Annotated in this window: 17 protein-coding genes; 6 read left to right on the plus strand and 11 right to left on the minus strand. The window is 53.1% G+C overall.

The annotated features are described in order from the left end of the window. Window positions 1–28: 28 nt before the first annotated feature. From EX31_RS05825 to EX31_RS05875, 11 genes are all read right to left on the minus strand, one after another. Window positions 29–1,177 (minus strand): mannitol-1-phosphate 5-dehydrogenase, encoded by a 1,149-nt coding sequence (locus EX31_RS05825; protein ID WP_013573385.1) that lies wholly within the window; start codon window positions 1,175–1,177, stop codon window positions 29–31. Window positions 1,178–1,311: 134 nt separating this feature from the next. Continuing rightward, window positions 1,312–3,225 (minus strand): PTS mannitol transporter subunit IICBA, encoded by a 1,914-nt coding sequence (locus EX31_RS05830; RefSeq protein ID WP_013573384.1) that lies wholly within the window; start codon window positions 3,223–3,225, stop codon window positions 1,312–1,314. A 487-nt stretch (window positions 3,226–3,712) separates the two neighbouring features. Next, window positions 3,713–5,257 (minus strand): anti-phage dCTP deaminase, encoded by a 1,545-nt coding sequence (locus tag EX31_RS05835; RefSeq protein ID WP_037033858.1) that lies wholly within the window; start codon window positions 5,255–5,257, stop codon window positions 3,713–3,715. Between the two features lie 30 nt (window positions 5,258–5,287). After that, window positions 5,288–5,467 carry a hypothetical protein gene (locus EX31_RS05840; protein ID WP_013573382.1) on the minus strand — a complete coding sequence of 60 codons (180 nt, stop codon included), beginning with the start codon at window positions 5,465–5,467 and terminating at the stop codon, window positions 5,288–5,290. Between the two features lie 234 nt (window positions 5,468–5,701). Then, entirely contained in the window at window positions 5,702–6,496 is a 795-nt protein-coding gene (locus EX31_RS05845; RefSeq protein ID WP_037033859.1) for a DsbA family protein, read from the minus strand. A 177-nt stretch (window positions 6,497–6,673) separates the two neighbouring features. Next, window positions 6,674–7,396 (minus strand): DUF3053 domain-containing protein, encoded by a 723-nt coding sequence (locus tag EX31_RS05850; protein WP_013573380.1) that lies wholly within the window; start codon window positions 7,394–7,396, stop codon window positions 6,674–6,676. A 284-nt stretch (window positions 7,397–7,680) separates the two neighbouring features. Then, the gene (gene glyS, locus EX31_RS05855; protein WP_037033908.1) at window positions 7,681–9,750 is read right to left on the minus strand and encodes a glycine--tRNA ligase subunit beta; all 2,070 of its coding nucleotides are present in this window, start codon (window positions 9,748–9,750) and stop codon (window positions 7,681–7,683) included. Window positions 9,751–9,757: 7 nt separating this feature from the next. Next, window positions 9,758–10,693 carry a glycine--tRNA ligase subunit alpha gene (gene glyQ / locus EX31_RS05860; protein ID WP_037033860.1) on the minus strand — a complete coding sequence of 312 codons (936 nt, stop codon included), beginning with the start codon at window positions 10,691–10,693 and terminating at the stop codon, window positions 9,758–9,760. Window positions 10,694–10,814: 121 nt separating this feature from the next. After that, the gene (locus EX31_RS05865; protein ID WP_013573377.1) at window positions 10,815–11,099 is read right to left on the minus strand and encodes a type II toxin-antitoxin system RelE family toxin; all 285 of its coding nucleotides are present in this window, start codon (window positions 11,097–11,099) and stop codon (window positions 10,815–10,817) included. After that, window positions 11,089–11,337, minus strand: coding sequence for a type II toxin-antitoxin system Phd/YefM family antitoxin (locus tag EX31_RS05870; RefSeq protein ID WP_013573376.1), 249 nt, complete (start codon window positions 11,335–11,337; stop codon window positions 11,089–11,091). Before EX31_RS05870 ends, EX31_RS05865 begins: the two co-directional genes overlap by 11 nt. Before the next feature lie 78 nt (window positions 11,338–11,415). Further along, entirely contained in the window at window positions 11,416–13,422 is a 2,007-nt protein-coding gene (locus EX31_RS05875; RefSeq protein WP_037033861.1) for an autotransporter domain-containing esterase, read from the minus strand. A gap of 190 nt (window positions 13,423–13,612) precedes the next feature. On the opposite strand from EX31_RS05875, the gene EX31_RS05880 reads away from it, so the two are divergent. The 6 genes from EX31_RS05880 (at window position 13,613) to EX31_RS05905 (ending at window position 20,232) form a co-directional block, all read left to right on the plus strand. Next, the gene (locus EX31_RS05880; RefSeq protein ID WP_037033862.1) at window positions 13,613–14,185 is read left to right on the plus strand and encodes a DNA-3-methyladenine glycosylase I; all 573 of its coding nucleotides are present in this window, start codon (window positions 13,613–13,615) and stop codon (window positions 14,183–14,185) included. Beyond that, complete coding sequence (locus EX31_RS05885) at window positions 14,182–14,625, plus strand: N-acetyltransferase (RefSeq protein WP_013573373.1); 444 nt, start codon at window positions 14,182–14,184, stop codon at window positions 14,623–14,625. The genes EX31_RS05880 and EX31_RS05885 overlap by 4 nt, the downstream gene beginning before the upstream one ends. Before the next feature lie 221 nt (window positions 14,626–14,846). Beyond that, the gene (locus EX31_RS05890; protein WP_037033864.1) at window positions 14,847–15,509 is read left to right on the plus strand and encodes an OmpA family lipoprotein; all 663 of its coding nucleotides are present in this window, start codon (window positions 14,847–14,849) and stop codon (window positions 15,507–15,509) included. Between the two features lie 103 nt (window positions 15,510–15,612). Then, on the plus strand, window positions 15,613–16,620 hold the full coding sequence (locus EX31_RS05895; RefSeq protein WP_014411432.1) for a LacI family DNA-binding transcriptional regulator: 1,008 nt from the start codon (window positions 15,613–15,615) through the stop codon (window positions 16,618–16,620). A gap of 140 nt (window positions 16,621–16,760) precedes the next feature. Further along, window positions 16,761–18,887 (plus strand): alpha-galactosidase, encoded by a 2,127-nt coding sequence (locus tag EX31_RS05900; RefSeq protein WP_037033866.1) that lies wholly within the window; start codon window positions 16,761–16,763, stop codon window positions 18,885–18,887. Window positions 18,888–18,945: 58 nt separating this feature from the next. Then, window positions 18,946–20,232, plus strand: a complete 1,287-nt coding sequence (locus EX31_RS05905) for an MFS transporter (RefSeq protein ID WP_037033867.1) — start codon at window positions 18,946–18,948, stop codon at window positions 20,230–20,232. The last annotated feature ends 13 nt before the right edge of the window (window positions 20,233–20,245 follow it).

The following is a 20,245-nucleotide window of genomic DNA, read 5'->3' on the forward strand; positions in this document are numbered from 1 at the left end:
TGTTGGCGAAATCAAAATAAACGCAGTATCAGTGCATCGATTCGTAGAGAGCGACGGCTTTCGCCACAACTTCGCCATCTTCTGGCAGACCTGAAATCTGGGCAAGGGCGGCTTTTGGCCCGACTTTCTCCAGCAATTCTACCAGTTCTTTAGCTTGCGGATCTTGCTCGCTGCGATAATGCATCGCGGCCGCAATCCCTCTCACCAGATTGTCGTTCGGCAGGCGATATTCCTGCGTGCCCAGCAAGGGTTTGATCAGACGATCACCCGCACTCAGTTTACGCAGTGGCTGACGGCCAACGCGCTCAACATCGTCATGCAGGTACGGGTTTTCGAAACGGGTCAGGATTTTTTCGATGTAAGCGAAATGTTTTTCCGGGTCAAAACCGTAACGGCGGATCAGCACTTCCCCGCTTTCTTCCATGGCACCGCGAACCACCAGACGCACTTTCTCGTCGAGGATCGCATCACGAATTGTCGCGTGGCCTGCCTGCTGGCCGAGATAGGCGGTGATGGCATGACCGGTGTTGAGGGTGAACAGTTTACGTTCAACAAACGCCATCAGGTTATCCGTCAGTTCCATGCCTGCGATTTCCGGCAATTCTCCTTTGAACTGGGTTTTATCCACAATCCATTCGCTGAAGGTTTCAACGGTGACTTCCAGCGGATCGGTGGTGCCCGCTGCCGCAGGGGGAACGATGCGGTCTACGGCGGAATCGACAAAACCGACGTGCGCTTCAACCCAGGCTTTTTCATCTTCCGGCAGGGCGTTGAATACGTGCTGTTTAAACTGGCTGGTACCGCGCACCATGTTTTCGCAGGCGATAATGTTCAGCGGCTTTTCGTTGCCTTGCTGATGACGCAGCACCAGACCTTTAGCGACGTTCGGCGCGATTTTTTCCAGCACGGTCGGACCGACGGCGGTGGTCACCAGATCGACTTCAGCGATGAGGTTGATTGCCTCCTGACCGGCGCTGTTCACGGCATTCACATTACTGACAGGCTCAACGGTGGCCTGTTCACCGACCACGTGCACGTCGTAACCTTTACGGCTGTTCAGCGCATCCAGTAAGGCAGGGCTGACATCCGCAAACGTCAGTTCAATCCCGGCATCAGCAAGTAATTTACCGATAAAACCGCGACCAATGTTACCTGCACCAAAATGTAATGCTTTCATAATATTTCCTTCAAATCGGGGGCCATACTTTATGGTAAAAAGCTTTGGGTAAAGCTGGGAGCCGCCCGGCTCCGAATCAACAAGCGGGTCTTTTATCAAGACCCGCTTAGTAACGCTCTACTGATTACTCAACCTTAGCCGCGAAGAATAGTCAGAACTTCTTCAACGCTGGTGGTGTTCGCCAGACGTTCGATAACACCTTCTTCGTCCAGCGCCGTGGTCAGTTTGGTGATCACGTTGATGTGCTCATTATTGCGCGCTGCGATACCGACGACCAGGCGTGCACGGTCATCTTCATCATCGCCCCAGCGGATACCCGCCGGATACTGGCAGAACACGATACCGGTTTTCAGCACGCGATCTTTCGCTTCGATGGTACCGTGCGGCACAGCGATGGATTCGCCCAGATACGTCGAGGTCAGCTGCTCACGAGCCAGCATCGCGTCGACATATTCTGCCTGAACATAACCGCCTTTCACCAGTTGTTCACCGGCAAAACGAATCGCGTCTTCTTTGGTCGCTGCGTTCAGGCCGAGGAAGATGTTACTTTCGCTGATGCGGAACAGGTTTTCGTTTTCATTGTCAGTCACGATGCTGTCGCCCAGCGTGGTGGTCACTTTCTCTTTGTACTGGCTGGCTTTGTTCACTTCAACCAGACGCGAAGTCAGGTCCGTGTACAGGCCGCTGTCGAGGAAGTTGGTCAGCGAAATGTGCTGTGCGTGTGGCACCTGGCGCATGGCGCGTTCAGTCAGGTCACGGTGAGTAATCACCAGATCCACATCATCAGGCAGGTTGTTGATCGCGCTGTTGGTGACGCTGATGTTGGTCAGCCCGGCATCCTGCACTTTTTTGCGCAGCACACCGGCACCCATTGCGCTGGAACCCATACCGGCGTCACAGGCAACGATGATTTTACGTACGGTAGACAGGTCGCCCGCCACGCCTGCAACAGCAGGTTTGCCGCCTTTAGACTGGGCTTTCATATCCTGCATACGGCGTGTTGCTTCGTCCAGATCGTCGCCGTCTTTCGCTTTGGTGGTTTTCAGCAGGAAAGAAGAGATAACGAAGGACACCGCAAAGGCTGCCACGATAGCCGCGATGTTAGCGAAGTACGCACCTTTTGGTGTCATCGCCAGAACCGCCAGGATGGAACCCGGAGAAGCCGGAGACACCAGACCGCCGTTCAGCACAGTCAGGGTGAACACGCCAGTCATACCGCCCAGAATGACTGCCAGCAGCAGACGTGGGTTCATCAGAACATATGGGAAATAAATTTCGTGGATACCACCCAGGAAGTGGATGATTGCCGCACCGCCAGCTGATTGTTTAGCACTGCCACGACCGAAGAACATGTACGCCATCAGGACGCCCATACCCGGACCCGGGTTCGCTTCGATCAGGAAGAAGATAGATTTACCCGTTTCAGTCGCCTGCTGGATACCCAGCGGAGAGAAGATACCGTGGTTGATAGCGTTGTTGAGGAACAGGATTTTCGCCGGTTCAACAAAGATAGACGCCAGCGGCAACAGGTTATGAATAACCATGATGTGCACGCCTGCAGCCAGCACTTTAGACAGCGCTTCTACCAGCGGACCGATTGCCAGGAAGGCCAAAATGGCCAGCAGCATACCGATAATACCGGCCGAGAAGTTGTTGACCAGCATCTCGAAGCCACTTTTGATTTTACCGTCAACCCAGCGGTCAAAACGCTTGATGCACCAGCCGCCCAGCGGACCTACAATCATTGCGCCGAGGAACATTGGCATATCCGCACCAACGATAACCCCCATTACGGTGATTGCGCCGACCACACCACCGCGATCACCACCGACCAGACGACCACCGGTATAACCGATGAGCAATGGCAGAAGATAAGTGATCATCGGGCCAACCAGTTTCGCTAATGTTTCATTAGGGATCCAGCCGGTAGGAATGAACAGAGCAGTAATGATACCCCAGGCGATAAACGCGCCGATGTTGGGCATTACCATGTTACTCAGGAAGCGACCAAAGTTTTGAACTTTGATCTTAACGTCTGGTGAAAACATAAAACGCACCCCTATTGATACGCGCTGACAATAGAGCGCGTGATATCAGTTAATTATCGGTGACGGTTGTTTCGGTTTTTGTGCCACTGCTTTAAAAATCCGTCCGTCGAATTGCTGTCTGCGAGGCGGACTCTACCACGTGATTATAGGCCTCGCGTAGCCACCCGACAGCCCGTGACACAGATCACACGTATACAGCCATCACCCCCTGCATTTTGGTGATCATCATCACAAAAGCAGCCTGTAACCGAGCTACACTGACGATTATTTGAGCGCGACCCTGCCAAATATGTGACTTAAGTCACTTTTTGTTAACGAGTCTTTATCATTAAAACGTGATATTGATCACAAAGTATTTTTCGCCGGACTTGTGTATTTCGCTTAAAAAGCATTCAGACGTGTCTGAGGAAAGGAAAACTGAGTTTACGGGAGAGATGTTGAAAGAAAATTACAGGGGAAGCGGGTATCCGGAATACCCGCTTCTTCTTTAATCGGGGACAGGTTCATCACGAAGCTTATGAGTAACATTCAAAATCACTTTTGATTCAGAATCACCATAACTATCCAGATATTGTGGATCAACGTGATGGGAAGCAGGGATTCCATAAGAAATTGGCTTGCCTCTGTCATCTTTTCTCGGACGGCTATAACCGAAAAATTTTGTATACCGTCTCGGTGCCGTTCCCTCAAAATTCTCGAAAATAACCTTTTTAGTTTTATCCGTACTGTCGGCATGAGCTATCGAATCACCGTGAAGGTCTTCAGCCAGACTCTTGGCATAAGGTTCGATATAAACCACCCTCTTCAATCCAGCGGCAACAATATGTCGTGCACAGTTGTGGCAAGGATAAGTTGTGCAATAAAGTGTCTTATCACAAGTACTTGCATTCGCAAGACGCGCCATCGTAGTAATTGCATCCATTTCGGCGTGAATAGCACGCGAGTATTCAATCAGGGACTTTATTTTTGGGGTTTTCATAATCTGTATTGCAAGTTCATTCGCCCGTGACGGATCACTACGGGCGATCACTGCTTCGACCTCACGCCTGACTAAATCCTTGTGCATATCACTATGGCAGCCATCGTTGTTATAACAGCGTTTATCGCTCTTGCTTTCACAGGAATAGAGCCCACCACCTGCAGCAGGTACATCGTTGCAGCCAGTGGAGAGGATATTGCAATTATCATCCATAATAGCAGCCCCCACCTGACGCGATAAACAGGCAGAGCGTAATGCGGCTGAATTCGCGGTGAACATGCCGGTTTCATCCTGGCTGGGACTCACATTATTTGCGCCATGTACAAGGTCGATAAATCGGGCTATCGATTTTTTAATCTGATCATTATTTATGTTCCTGATAAAATAATCGGCACACTGCAATGTGTCCTCGACATGTTGACCATAAGGGTACTCGGAACGCCTGTCGCGCCTGATTATTTCGGCAATCTGATGATCGTTAAGAAAATCCTTTTTCAAATTAATAACTCTTTCATTAATCGTTCTCACTAAGCCGATCAGATAAAAATTATTACGATACACCTCACGAAAGAGATCAACTTCTTCAGGATGTTTTAATTGATCGACAATGTAAGCTATTTTACTGGTTGATTTTCCTGATGCTCCTTTAAAATCTCCCGTATTTAAATTTGCCGTCCTGATAACTTTTATTTTCCGGATAACCAATTCGGAGTTAATGATATTGCCATGTTTTTCACGCAGAGTATTACCGAGATTTTGCAACTGGATAAAATGCTCATAGCCTTCAAGTTTCTTTAACTCTGCCGCTTCAGCAGCTGACAGGGTGTCTGCCATTAAATCGCTAATTCTTATATGCACAACATGATAATTACAGGCTTTAAGTTTAGTGATGATTTTTTCTTTAAGGGTTTTAACCCCTGATCCACTCGCCCCACAAAGTCCGATGACCAGTTCTTGTGAGCGGCGCTCACGAATATCATCAATGCTGTTATTGTTGCCGAATGATTGATTTGATGCAGGTAATGAAATGATTTTTTTTGCCGGTTCAGCCATAGACACTCCAATGACTGGACAGCCTGAATGTTACCAGTCTAGCTTGGCTGCTTCTTCCAAAACCTGAGCCATGGCCTTTTTATATGCAGCAGACTGACGCCGGGCCGAAAGATCAATAACGTGCTCTGATCCCGTGCTCTCCACTGCTGAGAATTCGGAATGCTGTTCATCCGTTTTCAACGCAGCATAATCAGCGAATTGAACAATCATAAGCTATCCATGTAATCAGTAAAAAATTGAGTAAACTCTGCTGGCAGATCCCAGAATCAGAGATTGTTTCATTGGATGAATATCCATGAAGAAAAGAAGGTTACCACGTCAAAACCCACGAAGTGAGTAAAAATTTACTCAGTTTCAGCCGTTACATTCGATACTGAGAAGTGCTTTCCAAACTATCCCTGAGAAGAAAATCCGACAGCACAGGCTGCCGGATTGAAACAAAAATTATTTCCCGCCCTGCGCCTTCACGATAGCGGCCTGCAGTTCTTCAGCAGACACAGCACCAGGCAGCACGCTGGTGTTTTCAGCGGTCGCGCCGCTGGTTGGCATCACCACGAACCCTGGCGTACCGCTGAAGCCCAGCGTACGGGCCAGCTCATCGTTAGCGGCGATGGCTTCGTGCGTCGCTTTACGCTGTGTATCGGTTGGCGCTGTCGCTTTCGCGGCTTTCACTGCACCGGCGATATCGGCATCCGTAAGCTTACCTTCGTCATGACCGGTGCGGTAAATGCTGTTGTGGTAATCAAAGTACGCCTGAGCGCCTTTTTCTTTCCAGATAGCCATACCGGTTTCAGCCGCAGTAATGGACGCTTTCCAGCGGTCACCAAAGATTGGCCATTCTTTGAAGACGAAACGTACGTTCGGATTGGCTTTCACGGTCTGCTCAACAACCGGCGCCATGTGGCTGCAATACAGGCACTGGTAATCGAAGAATTCCACGAACGCGACTTTTGCATCTTTCGGGCCGTAGCTTGGAGTCGCAGGGTCGTTCAGCAGAGCTTTAGAATTTGCCAACACCGCGCTCAGGGTTTGCTGTTGTTGCTGATCAGCCTGCTGTGCCTGCAATTTCTGGCTGACCTGCACCAGAATTTCCGGGTGCTGCAACATGTAATCCGCCGCAATTTTACCAATGGCTTCCTGTTGCGCCGGGGTGAAATCTGCGGTTGCGCTGTCGGCAGCAACCGCCAGCGTCGGTGCCAGCACAAGGGAAGCCAACAGAGTCATCATCTGACGTTTCATCAAAAATCCTTAAAGTGAAAGACGGGAAAAAACGGACAGTTACCTTCAAAAGTAGAGGAACTCAGCCGGATTTGCAGGCAAAAAATTGTCATTTTTTATAAACAGGCGGACAGGATCTCAGTCAATAAAAAAGCCACGTACAAGATGACGTGGCTTCGTTGCTGATATCAGTCAGGCTTAGTTGCTAAAATCGCCCTGTGCGACTTTTTGCGCCTGAAGCAATGTCTGCTGTTTGCCCACCAGATTAGACATCATGGTGTTGTACTGCGTGGCCTGTTGCTGCGTCGGGAACTGCACGCCGCCGTTGGCGAAAGCAACCTGAGTGCCCTGCTGTTGCAGGAAATCACCCACAGATGCGATATCCTGCGTGAAGCTTTGCAGTGCAGGCACCAGTGGTGTCAGCACGTTAGCAGGCTGGGTCACCACGCTGTTGTATACCTGGCTATAAACCGCTTTCAGATCGTCCGGTTGTTTCAATGCCGCCATCGCGGTGTCGGCTTTCACTTTTGAGTCACGCAACTGCGCATTCAGCAAGCTCAGCGTGCTGGCCGCCTGTTGCAACGCGCTGCGCTGAGTCATGTAATCCTGCGGCGTACGCACCTGACCAATCGCGCTCACCACCGGCACCAGGCTACCTTCAACGGCACCTTTCATCTGGCGGGAGAATGACAGAATGATGCCGTAGTCATTCGCGTAATTACCAAAACGTTGTTTCTGATCTTCACTCAGCGACGGCAGATTTTGCCCGCTACGCATCACGGTATTTTGCAAATAATCGATAAAGGCTTTGCGTTGCTCCGGTTCTTTATCGCCGCATGCAGTGAGCTGAAACACCACCAGCAGTGCGATAAACGGCGCCAGCCAGCGAGAAAATGCACCGCTTCTGATCCCTACAGCCATGAGTCCTGACTCCTGATTTCAATGTTCTTCTTCCGGCCAGTTCCCTGCCGATGCTGTGCATTCCATGCGGGTTATAGGATAGAACAATTGGGGGGAGAACGCTTTTTAAAAAAGCGTAGAAATTGGCATCCGATAAGGTGCCTTGCTCCTCCCCCTGCGAAGGGGGAGGCCGGGAGGGGGTATTAAAGACAAAACAAGGGTCAACGCATACTTCAACTTTTTGATGTTGCTGTAATACCCCACCCCAACCCTCCCCTTCGCAGGGGAGGGCGCAAAAGCTAAATTTACTGAAGCAGCGAAATATCCGCCACCTGCAGGAACAACTCCCGCAGTTTGGAGAGCAGCGTCAGGCGGTTGATACGCACCGCTTCGTTCTCATCCATCACCATCACGGTATCAAAGAACGTATCGACGGTTTCACGCAATGCAGCCAGTTCCACCAGCGCTTCTTTGTACTGACCGGCGGCAAACAGCGGTTCCAGCTTGTCGCGCAGAACCACCAGATGCGTCGCCAGTTTCAGCTCAGCAGGTTCTTTCAGTACGGACGCGTGGACGTGATCCAGCAGAACATCCGTGGATTTCGCCAGAATGTTGGACACACGCTTGTTGGCCGCCGCCAGCGTGGCCGCTTCATCCAGCGTACGGAAGTAGCTCACCGCTTTCACGCGCGCATCGAAATCAGCCGGTTTGGTCGGACGACGTGCCAGCACAGCCTGAATAGTATCGACCGCGTGACCTTCTTCCTGATACCACGCGCGGAAACGACCGAGCATGAAATCAACCACTTCATCGACAACCTTGGCGTTAGTCAGCTTGTCGCCGTACAGGCGCACTGCTTCTTCGGTCAGGGTTTGCAGATCAAGCGGCAGGTTTTTCTCAACGATGATACGCAGAACACCCAGCGCGGCACGACGCAATGCGAACGGGTCTTTGTCGCCTTTCGGATGTTGACCGATGCCGAAAATACCGGCCAGGGTGTCCATCTTGTCAGCGATTGCCAGCGCGCACGCTACCAGCGAAGCCGGTAACTCGTCGCCCGCAAAGCGTGGCTGATATTGCTCGTTCAGCGCAACCGCGACTTCTTCCTGCTCGCCGTCGTGACGTGCATAGTGCATGCCCATCACGCCCTGCGTGTCGGTGAACTCGAAGACCATGTTGGTCATCAGGTCACATTTAGACAGCAGACCGGCGCGTTTTGCGTTCTCAACGTTGGCACCGATTTTCTCAGCGATCCAGCCAGACAGCGCCTGAATACGGTCGGTTTTGTCGCGCAGCGTACCCAGTTGCTTCTGGAACAATACGGTTTCCAGACGCGGCAGATTATCTTCGAGACGTTTCTTGCGGTCGGTATTGAAGAAGAATTCGGCATCGGCCAGACGCGGACGCACCACTTTCTCGTTACCGGAAATGATTTGCTGCGGATCTTTCGATTCGATGTTGGCGACAAAGATGAAGTTCGGCAGAAGTTTGCCTGCGGCGTCGTACACCGGGAAATACTTCTGGTCGCCTTTCATGGTGTAAACCAGCGCTTCAGCCGGAACAGCCAGGAATTTCTCTTCGAATTTCGCGGTCAGCACCACCGGCCATTCAACCAGAGACGCGACTTCTTCCAGCAGACTTTCACTCAGATCAGCGATACCGCCAATTTCTTTTGCCGCTTTTTCCGCGTCACGTTTGATCAGCGCTTTACGCTGCTCGTAATCGGCAATGACTTTGCCGCGTTCCAGCAGAATTTGCGGATACTGATCGGCGTTGTCGATGGTGAATTCAGGCTCGCCCATGAAGCGGTGACCGCGAAGAGTGCGGGCAGAATCGATACCGAGAATTTTCGCCGGGATCAGCTCATCGCCTAACAGCAGCGTGACGGTGTGAACCGGACGCACGAACTGCACGTCGGAATCGCCCCAGCGCATCAGTTTAGGAATTGGCAGTTTAGACAGTGACGTGGCGATCATCGCAGGCAGCAGTTGTTGCGCGCTTTCACCTTTGACGTGCGCACGGTAAACCAGCCATTCGCCTTTGTCAGTGACCAGACGATCGGCCTGATCAACGGTGATACCGCAACCGCGAGCCCAGCCTTCAGCGGCTTTGCTGGGTTTGCCTTCGGCATCGAATGCCTGCGCCACAGCCGGGCCGCGTTTTTCAACTTCACGGTCAGCCTGGGATTCATGCAGACCAGAGACTTTCAGCGCCAGACGGCGCGGTGCGGCAAACCATTTTACGTCGCCGTGTGGCAGATTCGCCGCATCCAGCTCCGCAGTCAGGTTAGCGGCAAAAGATTCAGCAAGGCTGCGCAGAGCCTTCGGTGGCAGTTCTTCCGTGCCGATTTCCACCAAAAAAGTTTTATCAGTCATGGATGGCTCACTCATTCTCTAGTTTCGGATGATCATCGTTCTTTTTGCACATCGGGAAGCCCAGCACTTCGCGGGAAGCGTAATACGCCTCAGCTACCGCTTTAGTCAGGGTACGGATGCGCAGAATGTAGCGCTGACGTTCAGTCACAGAAATCGCTTTACGCGCGTCGAGCAGGTTGAAGCAATGGGCCGCTTTCAGGATGCGCTCGTAAGCAGGCAGTGCCAGTGGCTTTTCGAGCGCCAGCAGGGTTTGCGCTTCTTTCTCGTGCTGTTCAAAACAGGTGAACAGGAAATCGACATCGGCGTATTCAAAGTTATACGTCGATTGTTCCACTTCGTTCTGATGGAACACGTCGCCGTAGGTGGTTTTACCCAGCGGACCGTTGCTCCACACCAGATCGTAAACGCTGTCCACGCCCTGGATGTACATCGCCAGACGTTCCAGACCGTAAGTGATTTCGCCGGTTACCGGTTTACATTCCAGGCCGCCGACCTGCTGGAAGTAAGTGAACTGCGTCACTTCCATGCCGTTCAGCCACACTTCCCAGCCGAGACCCCAGGCGCCGAGCGTCGGGTTTTCCCAGTTGTCTTCAACGAAGCGGATATCGTGGATCAGCGGATCAAGACCCAGCTCTTTCAGTGAGCCGAGGTACAGCTCCTGAATGTTTTCCGGTGAAGGTTTGATCATCACCTGAAACTGATAATAGTGCTGCAGGCGGTTCGGGTTCTCGCCGTAGCGGCCGTCAGTCGGACGGCGTGATGGCTGAACATAGGCTGCCGCAAAAGGCTCAGGGCCGAGTGCGCGCAGACTGGTCATCGGGTGCGAGGTCCCCGCGCCGACTTCCATATCCAGCGGTTGAACAATGGTGCAGCCCTGCTGCGCCCAATAATCTTGCAGTGTCAGGATCAGGCCCTGAAATGTCTTGGTATCAAACTTTTGCATGTTGGATTCGCACGCGAGAAAGTGGGTGTAAAGAGAGTGCGACAGTATACCCGCTGCACGGAAGATAATCAGCCAGAATGACACATCAGTTCAGCCGGATTTGCTTTCGGGACGCCAGTATTTAGCGCTTCTCAGCCAGTTTATACGCTTCGTTGCCTTCGCGTTTACCCACCGCGACAACGGTCACGATGATTTCCTGATCTTCTACCTGATACACCAGGCGATAACCAAGACTCTTTAATTTGATTTTATAGCGGTTATTTTTGGGGCCACATAAGCGGGCAGAAACCACGTGAGGATTCTCCAGCCGCTCGGCCAGTTTCTTTTTAAATTGCTCCTTGATCGTTGGGGCAAGTGCTTTCCATTCTTTTAAAGCTGATTTGAAAAAATTGAGTTTATAAGTCATCCAGTGTCAGCCTTATCCTTTCTTCACCCTGCCGCGCATCCATTATGCGGTTCAATTCAACGTCTTCTGCAAGACTCAGAAAATAGGCGTAAACATCGGGCGGAACGCAATAAAAAGCGGGCTCGTTACGATTGAGTATCGCCACCGCTTCGCCTTCGCCTGCACTAAATGTTCCCATCGGGTCGCGTTTTAGTTCAGTAATACTGGCGGCTGAGGAAGTGAGTATTTCAAACGGCATAGTTTTTCTCCTTTTTTCATACTATGCCGTCAGTATAGCTTTTAAAGACATCATTTAAAGCACTCTTAATAATATCTTTTAAAACCGCGCACTCAGCCCGGCGTTGTAGGAGGTTTGTTCGCCGGAATCCAGCCCGGTGGTTTGTGAAATAGCCGCAAATGCTGAAATGCTGTGGGTGATTTGCACGTTTAAGCCTGCGGTCATATCCACCCAGTCGTCGTCCTGTTCGCCGGTGGTGCGGCTGAACCGCGTGCGGGTGGATTTGATCGCGCCGGTGGTGGTGTAGGTTTTATCGCCAAACTGGCGGTCATAGGTGACCTGCGCATACGGATTGACGATGCCGAGTTCGGCATTCACCCGCCAGCCGAGCGCACCGATTTGTGAATGAGAAGTCTGATCGCCAAAACGCATCGAGGTACTGTTGTTCCCCTTCTCGCTGTAACCGTCAACACTGCTGTAATCCCAGCTGTATTGCGCCACCGGCCCGGTTTTCAGCACCGGCAGAATCGGGAAATCCCAGCCTGCGGTGACGCGTCCGCCGATCTGTTTGCCGTCCGTTTCACCGCGCTCCGTCCGGGTGGTGGGTCCGAGCGTAATGCGGCGTTTGATATCGTCATAATTGAGCGAGCCGTAGTGCACATCGCCGTTGATCCAGCCGTTTTCGGCGATTTTAATGCCGGTGAAGGCGGTGGCCATCCAGCCGCGCGTACGGTAGCTGTAATGGTCAGTCGGATCATCCTTATCATCGGAGCCGGAAAGCATAAGCCCCATCATCCAGCGATCGGTCATCTGATAATCCATACCGATATTCAGCGAGTTAGCCGTCAGGTCGCCATCACCCAGCCCCATCGACGGACTGAATTTGCTGTCCGCACTTTGCCCGGCATAACCGCCAAACATGCCGAAGGTTCCCGCATCGTTATTCTGCGTACGCAACTGCTGATAACGGCTGTCGAGCAAGCCTTGTGTATTTCGCGCCAGCGCCAGTGAACCCTGACTCAGCGCAGAGGCTTCCAGCGGGCCGTCGAGCACCGACTGCATATATTGCGCAATCAGCGCGTGCGCCTGAGGCGTCGGGTGGAAATGGTCAGAAAACAGGAAAGCTTTGCTGCTGTCGAAACCCGGCAGATTCGAAGTACATTCCGAGGCGGATGTCCCGACCGGACAGGCCGTACCGGCAGTATTGGCAAAACCGTACCGCGCCGGATCGGCAACCACTTCGTTGAACAGCCCGTTGATATCCACGCGTGCAATATTGCCGCCGGTTTTCGCCAGCGCGATATCTTCGGTGGTGTTGTAGGTGTCGGTCAGGCCGCCCGCCACGTCTTTCAGCGCGTCATACGCGGCCGCCAGCCCTTTGGCGATCACGTCCTGCACCAGCGGAATGCCTGAGCCTTCCGCCGCAGCGGCCGCCAGCGCATTGTGAATGGCCTCGGTGCGGGCATCGGCATCCGGCGTAGTTTGTGCATTCAAATACTGATACGCCGCTGCCAGCGCCTGTTGCTGCACCGGCAACAATCCGACCTGGATCACGCCTTCCATCAGCACCGGTGTCAGACCGATATTCGGCACCGTCGGCACCACAACCGTGCCAGCACCGGCTTTCAGTAAATCGTTTACCTGTGAGGCCGCCTGCGTCGCGCTGTTGGTGGCAATTTCCACCGCCGTGACCGGATTCAGGCTCAGCGCCGCAGCGGCCAGATCGTTACCGCCAATCCAGTGAATATACAGTCCGTTCGGATCGGCTTTGCCGCCAGTCGACGTCAGATAGCTTTTAACCTGATCCTGGGTGGTGTAATCAGAATCCAGCCCCGGCACCGCCACACCGCCACCTTCGGCATAGTTCAGGCCGCCTTTTGAAGAAGGAGCTAAGGTTGTGCCGATGTTGTTCGCCAGGATCTCGTCATAAAGCGGATGCGTGCTGCTGTCGAAGGTCCAGCGACCAATGTTACCGGTGTCGCTCAGGCTGTCGCCGAACACATAAAGCTGGTCAAAAGCCTTCGCGGGAGCCTGTAAACCGAGGCACAGTGCCACGGCAAATGCTCCCTGAGAGAGTCGTAAAATCGACGAATTCTTGCCTGCCATAACGGTGATTTCCCTCAATAATGACGCTCAACGCAAGGATTAAACGTAAGGATTACGTAATGATTGGCTTTAAATATTGTTCAGATCCGACCAGCGTCAAGGCGGGGATTTAGAAATTGCGACGTTGCAGAGTTATCCGAGAAGCCACACACTGACACCACGCATTTAAGCCTCTTATAAGGACGACAGAATGGCGACTACCCGATGCAACTGGGTTTCGAAAGAACCGATTTACCTCGAGTATCACGATAAAGAATGGGGCGTGCCGGTTAAAGATGGCCGCGAATTGTTTGAAATGTTGTGTCTGGAAGGCCAGCAGGCCGGTCTGTCGTGGATCACCGTGCTGAGAAAACGCGAAAACTATCGCCAGAATTTTCATCACTTCGACCCGGTGCGCATTGCGAAAATGACCGATGACGACGTGGAGCGGCTGGTGCTCGACGCCGGGATCATCCGCCATCGTGGCAAAATCAAAGCCATTATCGGCAACGCACAGGCGTATCTGGCGATGCAGGCCGGTGGCGAAGACTTCTCTGAATTCATCTGGAATTTTGTTGGCGGCCAACCGGTCATCAATAATCCGCTTGGCCCGGAAGGGGTTCCGGCGACCACCGCCGTGTCCGATGCCATGTCCAAGGCGCTGAAAAAGAAAGGCTTTAAGTTTACCGGCTCGACAATTTGTTATGCCTTTATGCAGGCGGCCGGGCTGGTGAACGATCATCAGTCATATTGCTTCTGCCATCCGGCGAATCAGCCGTCATGATCCGTGCAGCGCGGCCCGCCGACACCGAAGCCATTCTGATGCTCTGGCTGCGCAGTTCTTTGCTTTCACATGCGTTCATCGCCGAATCCTACTGGATTGAAAGCCTGCAAATGGTCAGAGAAGATTTTCTGCCCAAAGCCAGAACCTGGGTCGATTGCGACGAAGATGATCAGGTTTGCGGATTTATCAGCGTGATGAATCAGCAGTTTATCGGTGCGCTGTTTGTAGAAGCTTCACACTACGGCGATGGCACCGCGCAGCGTCTGATGGCGGCGGCAAAGGAGGAATATCCGGTGCTGCTGCTGGAGGTTTACCAACAAAATGATCGCGCCGTCTCGTTCTATCGCAAGGAAAATTTTGAGATAACCGCGAACACCCGCCATCCCGGCACGGATATGCCAACGTACATTCTGCGCTGGCATCATCCCCTTTCTGAATAAGTTCCAAAAATCCGTAAAAATACAAAAACGGATATCCGGAATTCTCCTACTGCTTAACGTGCCGAAATTGCGCATAAAGAGCGCCAGAACGCCGCAGGACTGATGTCCTCCCGTTGCATTTGTTTATGTTTTGACACCTTTTTCTGTGCAACTTGTCAGAAAGCGCGAAGTCATAATGCAGCGATGAAGTTCTGAATAATAAACATCCTGAAGGAAATAAGATGAGCAAAAGATTAGTTGTGGTTGCGGGCGTACTTTGCGCCACCCTGGGCCTGTCGGCCTGTACCACTAACCCTTACACCGGCGAATCAGAAGCAGGGAAATCCGGCATTGGCGCAGGTCTTGGGGCCGCGCTCGGCGCAGGCGTCGGTATGCTGTCTTCTTCTAAACACGACCGCGGCAAAGGCGCGCTGATCGGTGCCGCAGCCGGTGCCGCACTGGGCGGCGGTGCAGGTTATTACATGGATGTGCAGGAAGCTAAACTGCGCGATAAAATGAAAGGTACCGGCGTCAGCGTGACCCGTCAGGGCGATAACATCGTGCTGAACATGCCAAATAACGTGACCTTCGATACCAACAGCAGCACGCTGAAACCGGCAGGCGCTAACACGCTGACCGGCGTGGCGATGGTGCTGAAAGAGTATCCGAAAACCGCCGTCAACGTGATCGGTTACACCGACAGCACCGGCACCCGCGCGCTCAACATGAAACTGTCGCAGCAACGTGCTGACGGCGTGGGCAGTGCGCTGATTACACAAGGTGTTGAAGGCAGCCGCGTACACACCACCGGCGCCGGCCCGGATAATCCGATTGCCAGCAACAGCACCGAAGCCGGGAAAGCGCAAAACCGTCGTGTAGAAATCACGCTAAGTCCGTTGCAGTAAACTCTGAATATCCTTATTCATCACGGGGCCTTATGGCCCCGTTTTGTCTGGCATGTGATATTCTCCCGCAATGTGTCTCCTCAACGGCGTTACGGGTGTCAGTATGTCTCTGAAAGCTATCGCGAAAGATCTCGGTATTTCCGTGACCACCGTCAGCCGCGCGCTGAACGGTTACGATGACGTTTCAGCAGAGACCAAAGCCCGTGTTCAGGCGGCGGCAAATGTGCGCGGTTACCGCCCCAACACCCTCGCCCGCCGGTTGAAAATGGGCAAGATCGACGCCGTTGGCCTCATTTTCCCCTTCACTTCCCACCCTTTAAGTAATTCTGCTTTTATCGAAATGGTCGGTTGTATCACCCGTGAACTGGCCAAACATGAAATCGACCTGTTACTGGTGCCGGATGAACTGGGCACCTTTTCGTGGCGGCGGCTGATTGAAAGCAAACGCGTCGATGCCATGCTGGTGGCGCATACGCTCGATAACGACCCTCGTCTGCTGGATTTGCAGCAACGCAATTTCCCGTTCCTGGCACTGGGCCGCAGCGGTTGCCTGACGCAGGACTACGCCTGGTTTGATTTCGATAACCGCGCCGGTATGCAGATGGCGGTCGATCATCTCGCCGCACTCGGCCATCAGCGCATCGCATTTCTTGGCGAAAATAATCAGCAATCGTTTATCGGACAGCGTTATCAGGGGTATCTCGACGGGTTGCAGGTCAACGCCCTGCCGGAAAACCCGGACTACATGCATAAAATCAGCCCAAGCCGTCGCGCCGGTTATCAGACCACGCAGGCATTGCTGGCGCTACCGGTGCCGCCAACGGCGATTGTCTGCGACTGCAATATGCACGGCGAAGGCGCTGCACTGGCGTTACATGAAGCCGGTTTACTGCTCAGTGGCGGTATATCACTCATCATTTTTGACGGATTACCCCGTGACAGCGTGCCGGATGTGGCGGTGACCGCCGTCCGCCAGGGCACCCGCGAAGCGGTCGGTTTGCAAATCGCCACCATGACAATGTCGCTGATCCGCAACGAGCCACTGAAAGATTTACAGGTTCTCTGGCAGCCTGAACTGCAGGCGGGCGTTACCGCACATCCACCACGCTGATACTTCCCCTTTCGGTTATTTTTCCACCCTATATCACAAATCTGACGATTTACATTTCCCATCCGAAACGTTTCGGATCAATAGTTACTCCACCTGATCGCGTCTTATCAGCGCAAATCTTTGTTTGGAGCAGCGACTATATGGAAAACCAGATTGTTCATTTAACCGGCGGGAATACCAGCCTGATCGTGCGTTGCATGCCTTACGCCGAAATTCTTTACTGGGGAAACCGCCTCAGCCAGTTTTCAGCGAATGACATTATTTCGCTGAGCCGCGCGGTGCCCAATGGCCGGATTGATGTCGAAGCGCCGGTGAATGTCAGTGCCGACTCAGGGCGCGGTTCATTCGGCACACCGGGCATGGAAGGCCATCGCGACGGGCTGGACTGGTCGCCGGTATTCAATACCACGCAGGTAAAGCACGACGAAAACCAGCTCACCATCACCACCGAAGACGCGATCGCCGGGTTGCAATTTCGCAGCGAGTTACGCCTTGATGACAGCGGCGTTTTACAGGCACGTAACAGCCTGACCAACCTCAAACCCGGCACGTATCAGGTGACGCGACTGGCCGTGACGCTGCCGCTGCCGGAACGCGCCGCCGAAGTGATGGCCTTTCATGGCCGCTGGATCAAAGAATTCCAGCCGCACCGCACACGGCTGGATCACGGCGGCATCATTCAGGAAAATCGTCGCGGCAAAACCTCTTCCGAATATTTTCCGGCGATGATGATCGGTCATCCGGGTTTCAGCGAAGAACAGGGCGAAGTCTGGGGAATGCATCTGGGGTGGAGCGGCAACCACAGGCTGCGCGCCGACATCAAAATCGACGGCCGCCGTCTGGTGCAAGCCGAAGCGTTGTATCTGCCCGGTGAGCAACGACTCGGGCAAGGCGAAACTCTGGAAACGCCCTGGCTGTATGCCAGTTATTCCGCCAGCGGCCTGAACCGCATGAGTCAGCAATTCCACCAGTTTGTGCGTGAACAGATTTTGCGCTTCCCGACAGAAAAACCGCGGCCGGTGCATCTCAATACCTGGGAAGGGATTTATTTCGATCACGACCCTGACTACATCATGCAGATGGCGACCGAATCCGCCGCGTTAGGCGTGGAACGCTTCATTATCGACGACGGCTGGTTCCGTGGCCGCGACCATGACCGCGCCGCGCTCGGTGACTGGTATCTCGACGAGAAGAAATACCCGAACGGCCTGAAACCGGTGATCGACCATGTAAAAAAACTCGGGATGGAATTTGGCATCTGGGTCGAGCCGGAAATGATTAACCCGGATTCCGATTTATACCGCGCCCACCCTGACTGGCTGCTGGCGTTGCCGGGCTATCAGCAACCGAGCGGACGTCACCAGTTCGTGCTCGATCTGAACAATCCGCAGGTCTTTGATTATCTGCTGGAACGCATGAGCTGGCTGCTTGGCGAGCACGACGTCGATTATGTGAAATGGGACATGAACCGTGAAATTGTCCAGCCCGGCCATGAAGGCCGCGCGGCACTGACGTCACAAACGCAGCAGTTTTACCGCCTGCTCGACGCGCTGGGCGAACGTTTCCCGCAGATTGAGTTTGAATCCTGCGCGTCCGGCGGGGGTCGCATTGACTTCGAGGTGCTCAAACGCAGCCACCGTTTCTGGACATCCGACAATAACGACGCGCTGGAGCGGCAGAAAATTCAGCGCGGCATGAGCTATTTCTTCCCGCCGGAAGTGATGGGGTCGCACATCGGCAACAAGCTGTGCCATGCCACCTCACGCCAGCACAGCATTGAATTTCGCGGCCTGACGGCGCTGTTCGGTCACATGGGGATTGAGCTGGATCCGGTGAAAGAAGGTGATACCGAACGCGCCGGTTTTGCGAAATACACCCGCCTTCATCAACAACTTCGCCCGTTATTACACAGCGGCGACGTTTACCGCGTGGATACACACGACGAGACGGTGCTGATCAATGGCGTGGTCAGTGAAAGCGCCGATCGCGCGGTATTCCTGGTCAGCCAACTGGCGATGCCCACCTGGTCGTTACCCGGTGTGTTGCGGGTGCCGGGGCTAAGACCTGATGCGCGTTATCGCGTGACGGTGCTGGATGAACCGCCATTGCTGGCGGGCGGCGGCAGCGGTCACACCATGCGCGTACAACCGGCGTGGCTGCATGAATCTCCGGTATTGAGCGGCGAATGGCTGGCAAATGCCGGGCTGGCACTGCCGGTGTTGGATCCGGAAAGTGCGCTGCTGCTGGGCTTCGAAGAAATCAGATAACAACAAAAAACGCCGGTACGACAGTGCCGGTTTTCATGGTTTCGGCAAGGAAATCACTATGAACTCTACACAAACCTCCGATCGTTGCTTCTACAAAAACAATACTAATTTCTGGATATTTGGCAGCTATTTCTTCCTGTATTTCTTCATCATGGCGACCTGTTATCCGTTTTTACCGATCTGGCTTTCTGATGTGATCGGCCTGAGTAAAACGGAAACCGGTATCGTGTTCTCCAGCATGTCGTTGTTTGCCATTCTGTTTCAGCCGATTTTCGGCATCATTTCAGACAAGCTCGGCCTGAAGAAGCATCTTCTGTGGGTCATCGCCGTGCTGCTGTTCCTGTTTGCGCCGTTCTTCATTTACATTTTCGCGCCATTGTTAAAACTGAATATCGTACTCGGCGCGATACTTGGCGGTGCGTATATCGGTTTCGTCTTCGCGGGCGGCTCCGGCGCGACTGAGGCGTATATCGAAAGAGTGAGCCGCAACAGTTCGTTTGAATACGGTAAGGCGCGGATGTTCGGCTGCTTCGGCTGGGGGATTTGCGCCTCGACGGCGGGTGTGCTGTTTAATATCAACCCGGATATCGTGTTCTGGATGGGTTCCGGGGCCGCGATCATTTTGATGATTTTGCTGCTGATTGCCCGTCCGCAGGAAAACAAAAACGCGCAGGTGCTGGATAAACTCGGTGCCAATCAGCCGCAATTCTCGCTGAAAACGGCGGCAATGTTGCTGAAAGAGCGCAAACTGTGGATGCTGATTTTGTATGTCATCGGCGTGGCCTGTGTGTATGACGTGTTCGATCAGCAGTTCGCGACGTTCTTCAAAACTTTCTTCGCGTCGCCACAGCAGGGCACGGAAATGTTCGGCTACGTCACCACCGCCGGTGAGTTGTGTAACGCACTGATTATGTTCTGTTCTCCGTGGATCATTAACCGCATTGGCGCGAAAAACACCTTGCTGCTGGCAGGCACGATTATGTCGATCCGCATTGTCGGTTCGTCATTTGCCACCACGGCGGTTGAAGTGATTTTGCTGAAGATGCTGCACGCGCTGGAAGTACCGTTCCTGCTGGTTGGCGTGTTCAAATACATCACGCAGATTTTTGATGTCCGGTTCTCGGCGACCATTTATCTGATCGGGTTTAACTTTGCCAAACAACTGGCGGCGATTTTCCTTTCGGCCTTCGCGGGCAGTTTGTATGACCGTATCGGATTCAGTGATACTTATCTGATCCTCGGCGGTATTGCCTTTGGCGTGACGATCATTTCCGCGTTTACCCTGAGCAGCAGGCCGAAGCCTGAAGCGGTTTCCGGGGTGCAAACGGCAGAAGGTTTGCGCTGACTTGCGGATGCAG

Source organism: Rahnella sp. WP5 (assembly GCF_000745615.1).
Taxonomy (GTDB): domain Bacteria; phylum Pseudomonadota; class Gammaproteobacteria; order Enterobacterales; family Enterobacteriaceae; genus Rahnella; species Rahnella aceris.

What these genes read in the sequence shown, in the direction of transcription:
- EX31_RS05825 (WP_013573385.1), bottom strand. Translation starts at nt 1,177, where the DNA reads ATGAAAGCATTACATTTTGGTGCAGGTAACATTGGTCGCGGTTTTATC.
- EX31_RS05830 (WP_013573384.1), bottom strand. Translation starts at nt 3,225, where the DNA reads ATGTTTTCACCAGACGTTAAGATCAAAGTTCAAAACTTTGGTCGCTTC.
- EX31_RS05835 (WP_037033858.1), bottom strand. Translation starts at nt 5,257, where the DNA reads ATGGCTGAACCGGCAAAAAAAATCATTTCATTACCTGCATCAAATCAA.
- EX31_RS05840 (WP_013573382.1), bottom strand. Translation starts at nt 5,467, where the DNA reads ATGATTGTTCAATTCGCTGATTATGCTGCGTTGAAAACGGATGAACAG.
- EX31_RS05845 (WP_037033859.1), bottom strand. Translation starts at nt 6,496, where the DNA reads ATGAAACGTCAGATGATGACTCTGTTGGCTTCCCTTGTGCTGGCACCG.
- EX31_RS05850 (WP_013573380.1), bottom strand. Translation starts at nt 7,396, where the DNA reads ATGGCTGTAGGGATCAGAAGCGGTGCATTTTCTCGCTGGCTGGCGCCG.
- glyS (WP_037033908.1), bottom strand. Translation starts at nt 9,750, where the DNA reads ATGACTGATAAAACTTTTTTGGTGGAAATCGGCACGGAAGAACTGCCA.
- glyQ (WP_037033860.1), bottom strand. Translation starts at nt 10,693, where the DNA reads ATGCAAAAGTTTGATACCAAGACATTTCAGGGCCTGATCCTGACACTG.
- EX31_RS05865 (WP_013573377.1), bottom strand. Translation starts at nt 11,099, where the DNA reads ATGACTTATAAACTCAATTTTTTCAAATCAGCTTTAAAAGAATGGAAA.
- EX31_RS05870 (WP_013573376.1), bottom strand. Translation starts at nt 11,337, where the DNA reads ATGCCGTTTGAAATACTCACTTCCTCAGCCGCCAGTATTACTGAACTA.
- EX31_RS05875 (WP_037033861.1), bottom strand. Translation starts at nt 13,422, where the DNA reads ATGGCAGGCAAGAATTCGTCGATTTTACGACTCTCTCAGGGAGCATTT.
- EX31_RS05880 (WP_037033862.1), top strand. Translation starts at nt 13,613, where the DNA reads ATGGCGACTACCCGATGCAACTGGGTTTCGAAAGAACCGATTTACCTC.
- EX31_RS05885 (WP_013573373.1), top strand. Translation starts at nt 14,182, where the DNA reads ATGATCCGTGCAGCGCGGCCCGCCGACACCGAAGCCATTCTGATGCTC.
- EX31_RS05890 (WP_037033864.1), top strand. Translation starts at nt 14,847, where the DNA reads ATGAGCAAAAGATTAGTTGTGGTTGCGGGCGTACTTTGCGCCACCCTG.
- EX31_RS05895 (WP_014411432.1), top strand. Translation starts at nt 15,613, where the DNA reads ATGTCTCTGAAAGCTATCGCGAAAGATCTCGGTATTTCCGTGACCACC.
- EX31_RS05900 (WP_037033866.1), top strand. Translation starts at nt 16,761, where the DNA reads ATGGAAAACCAGATTGTTCATTTAACCGGCGGGAATACCAGCCTGATC.
- EX31_RS05905 (WP_037033867.1), top strand. Translation starts at nt 18,946, where the DNA reads ATGAACTCTACACAAACCTCCGATCGTTGCTTCTACAAAAACAATACT.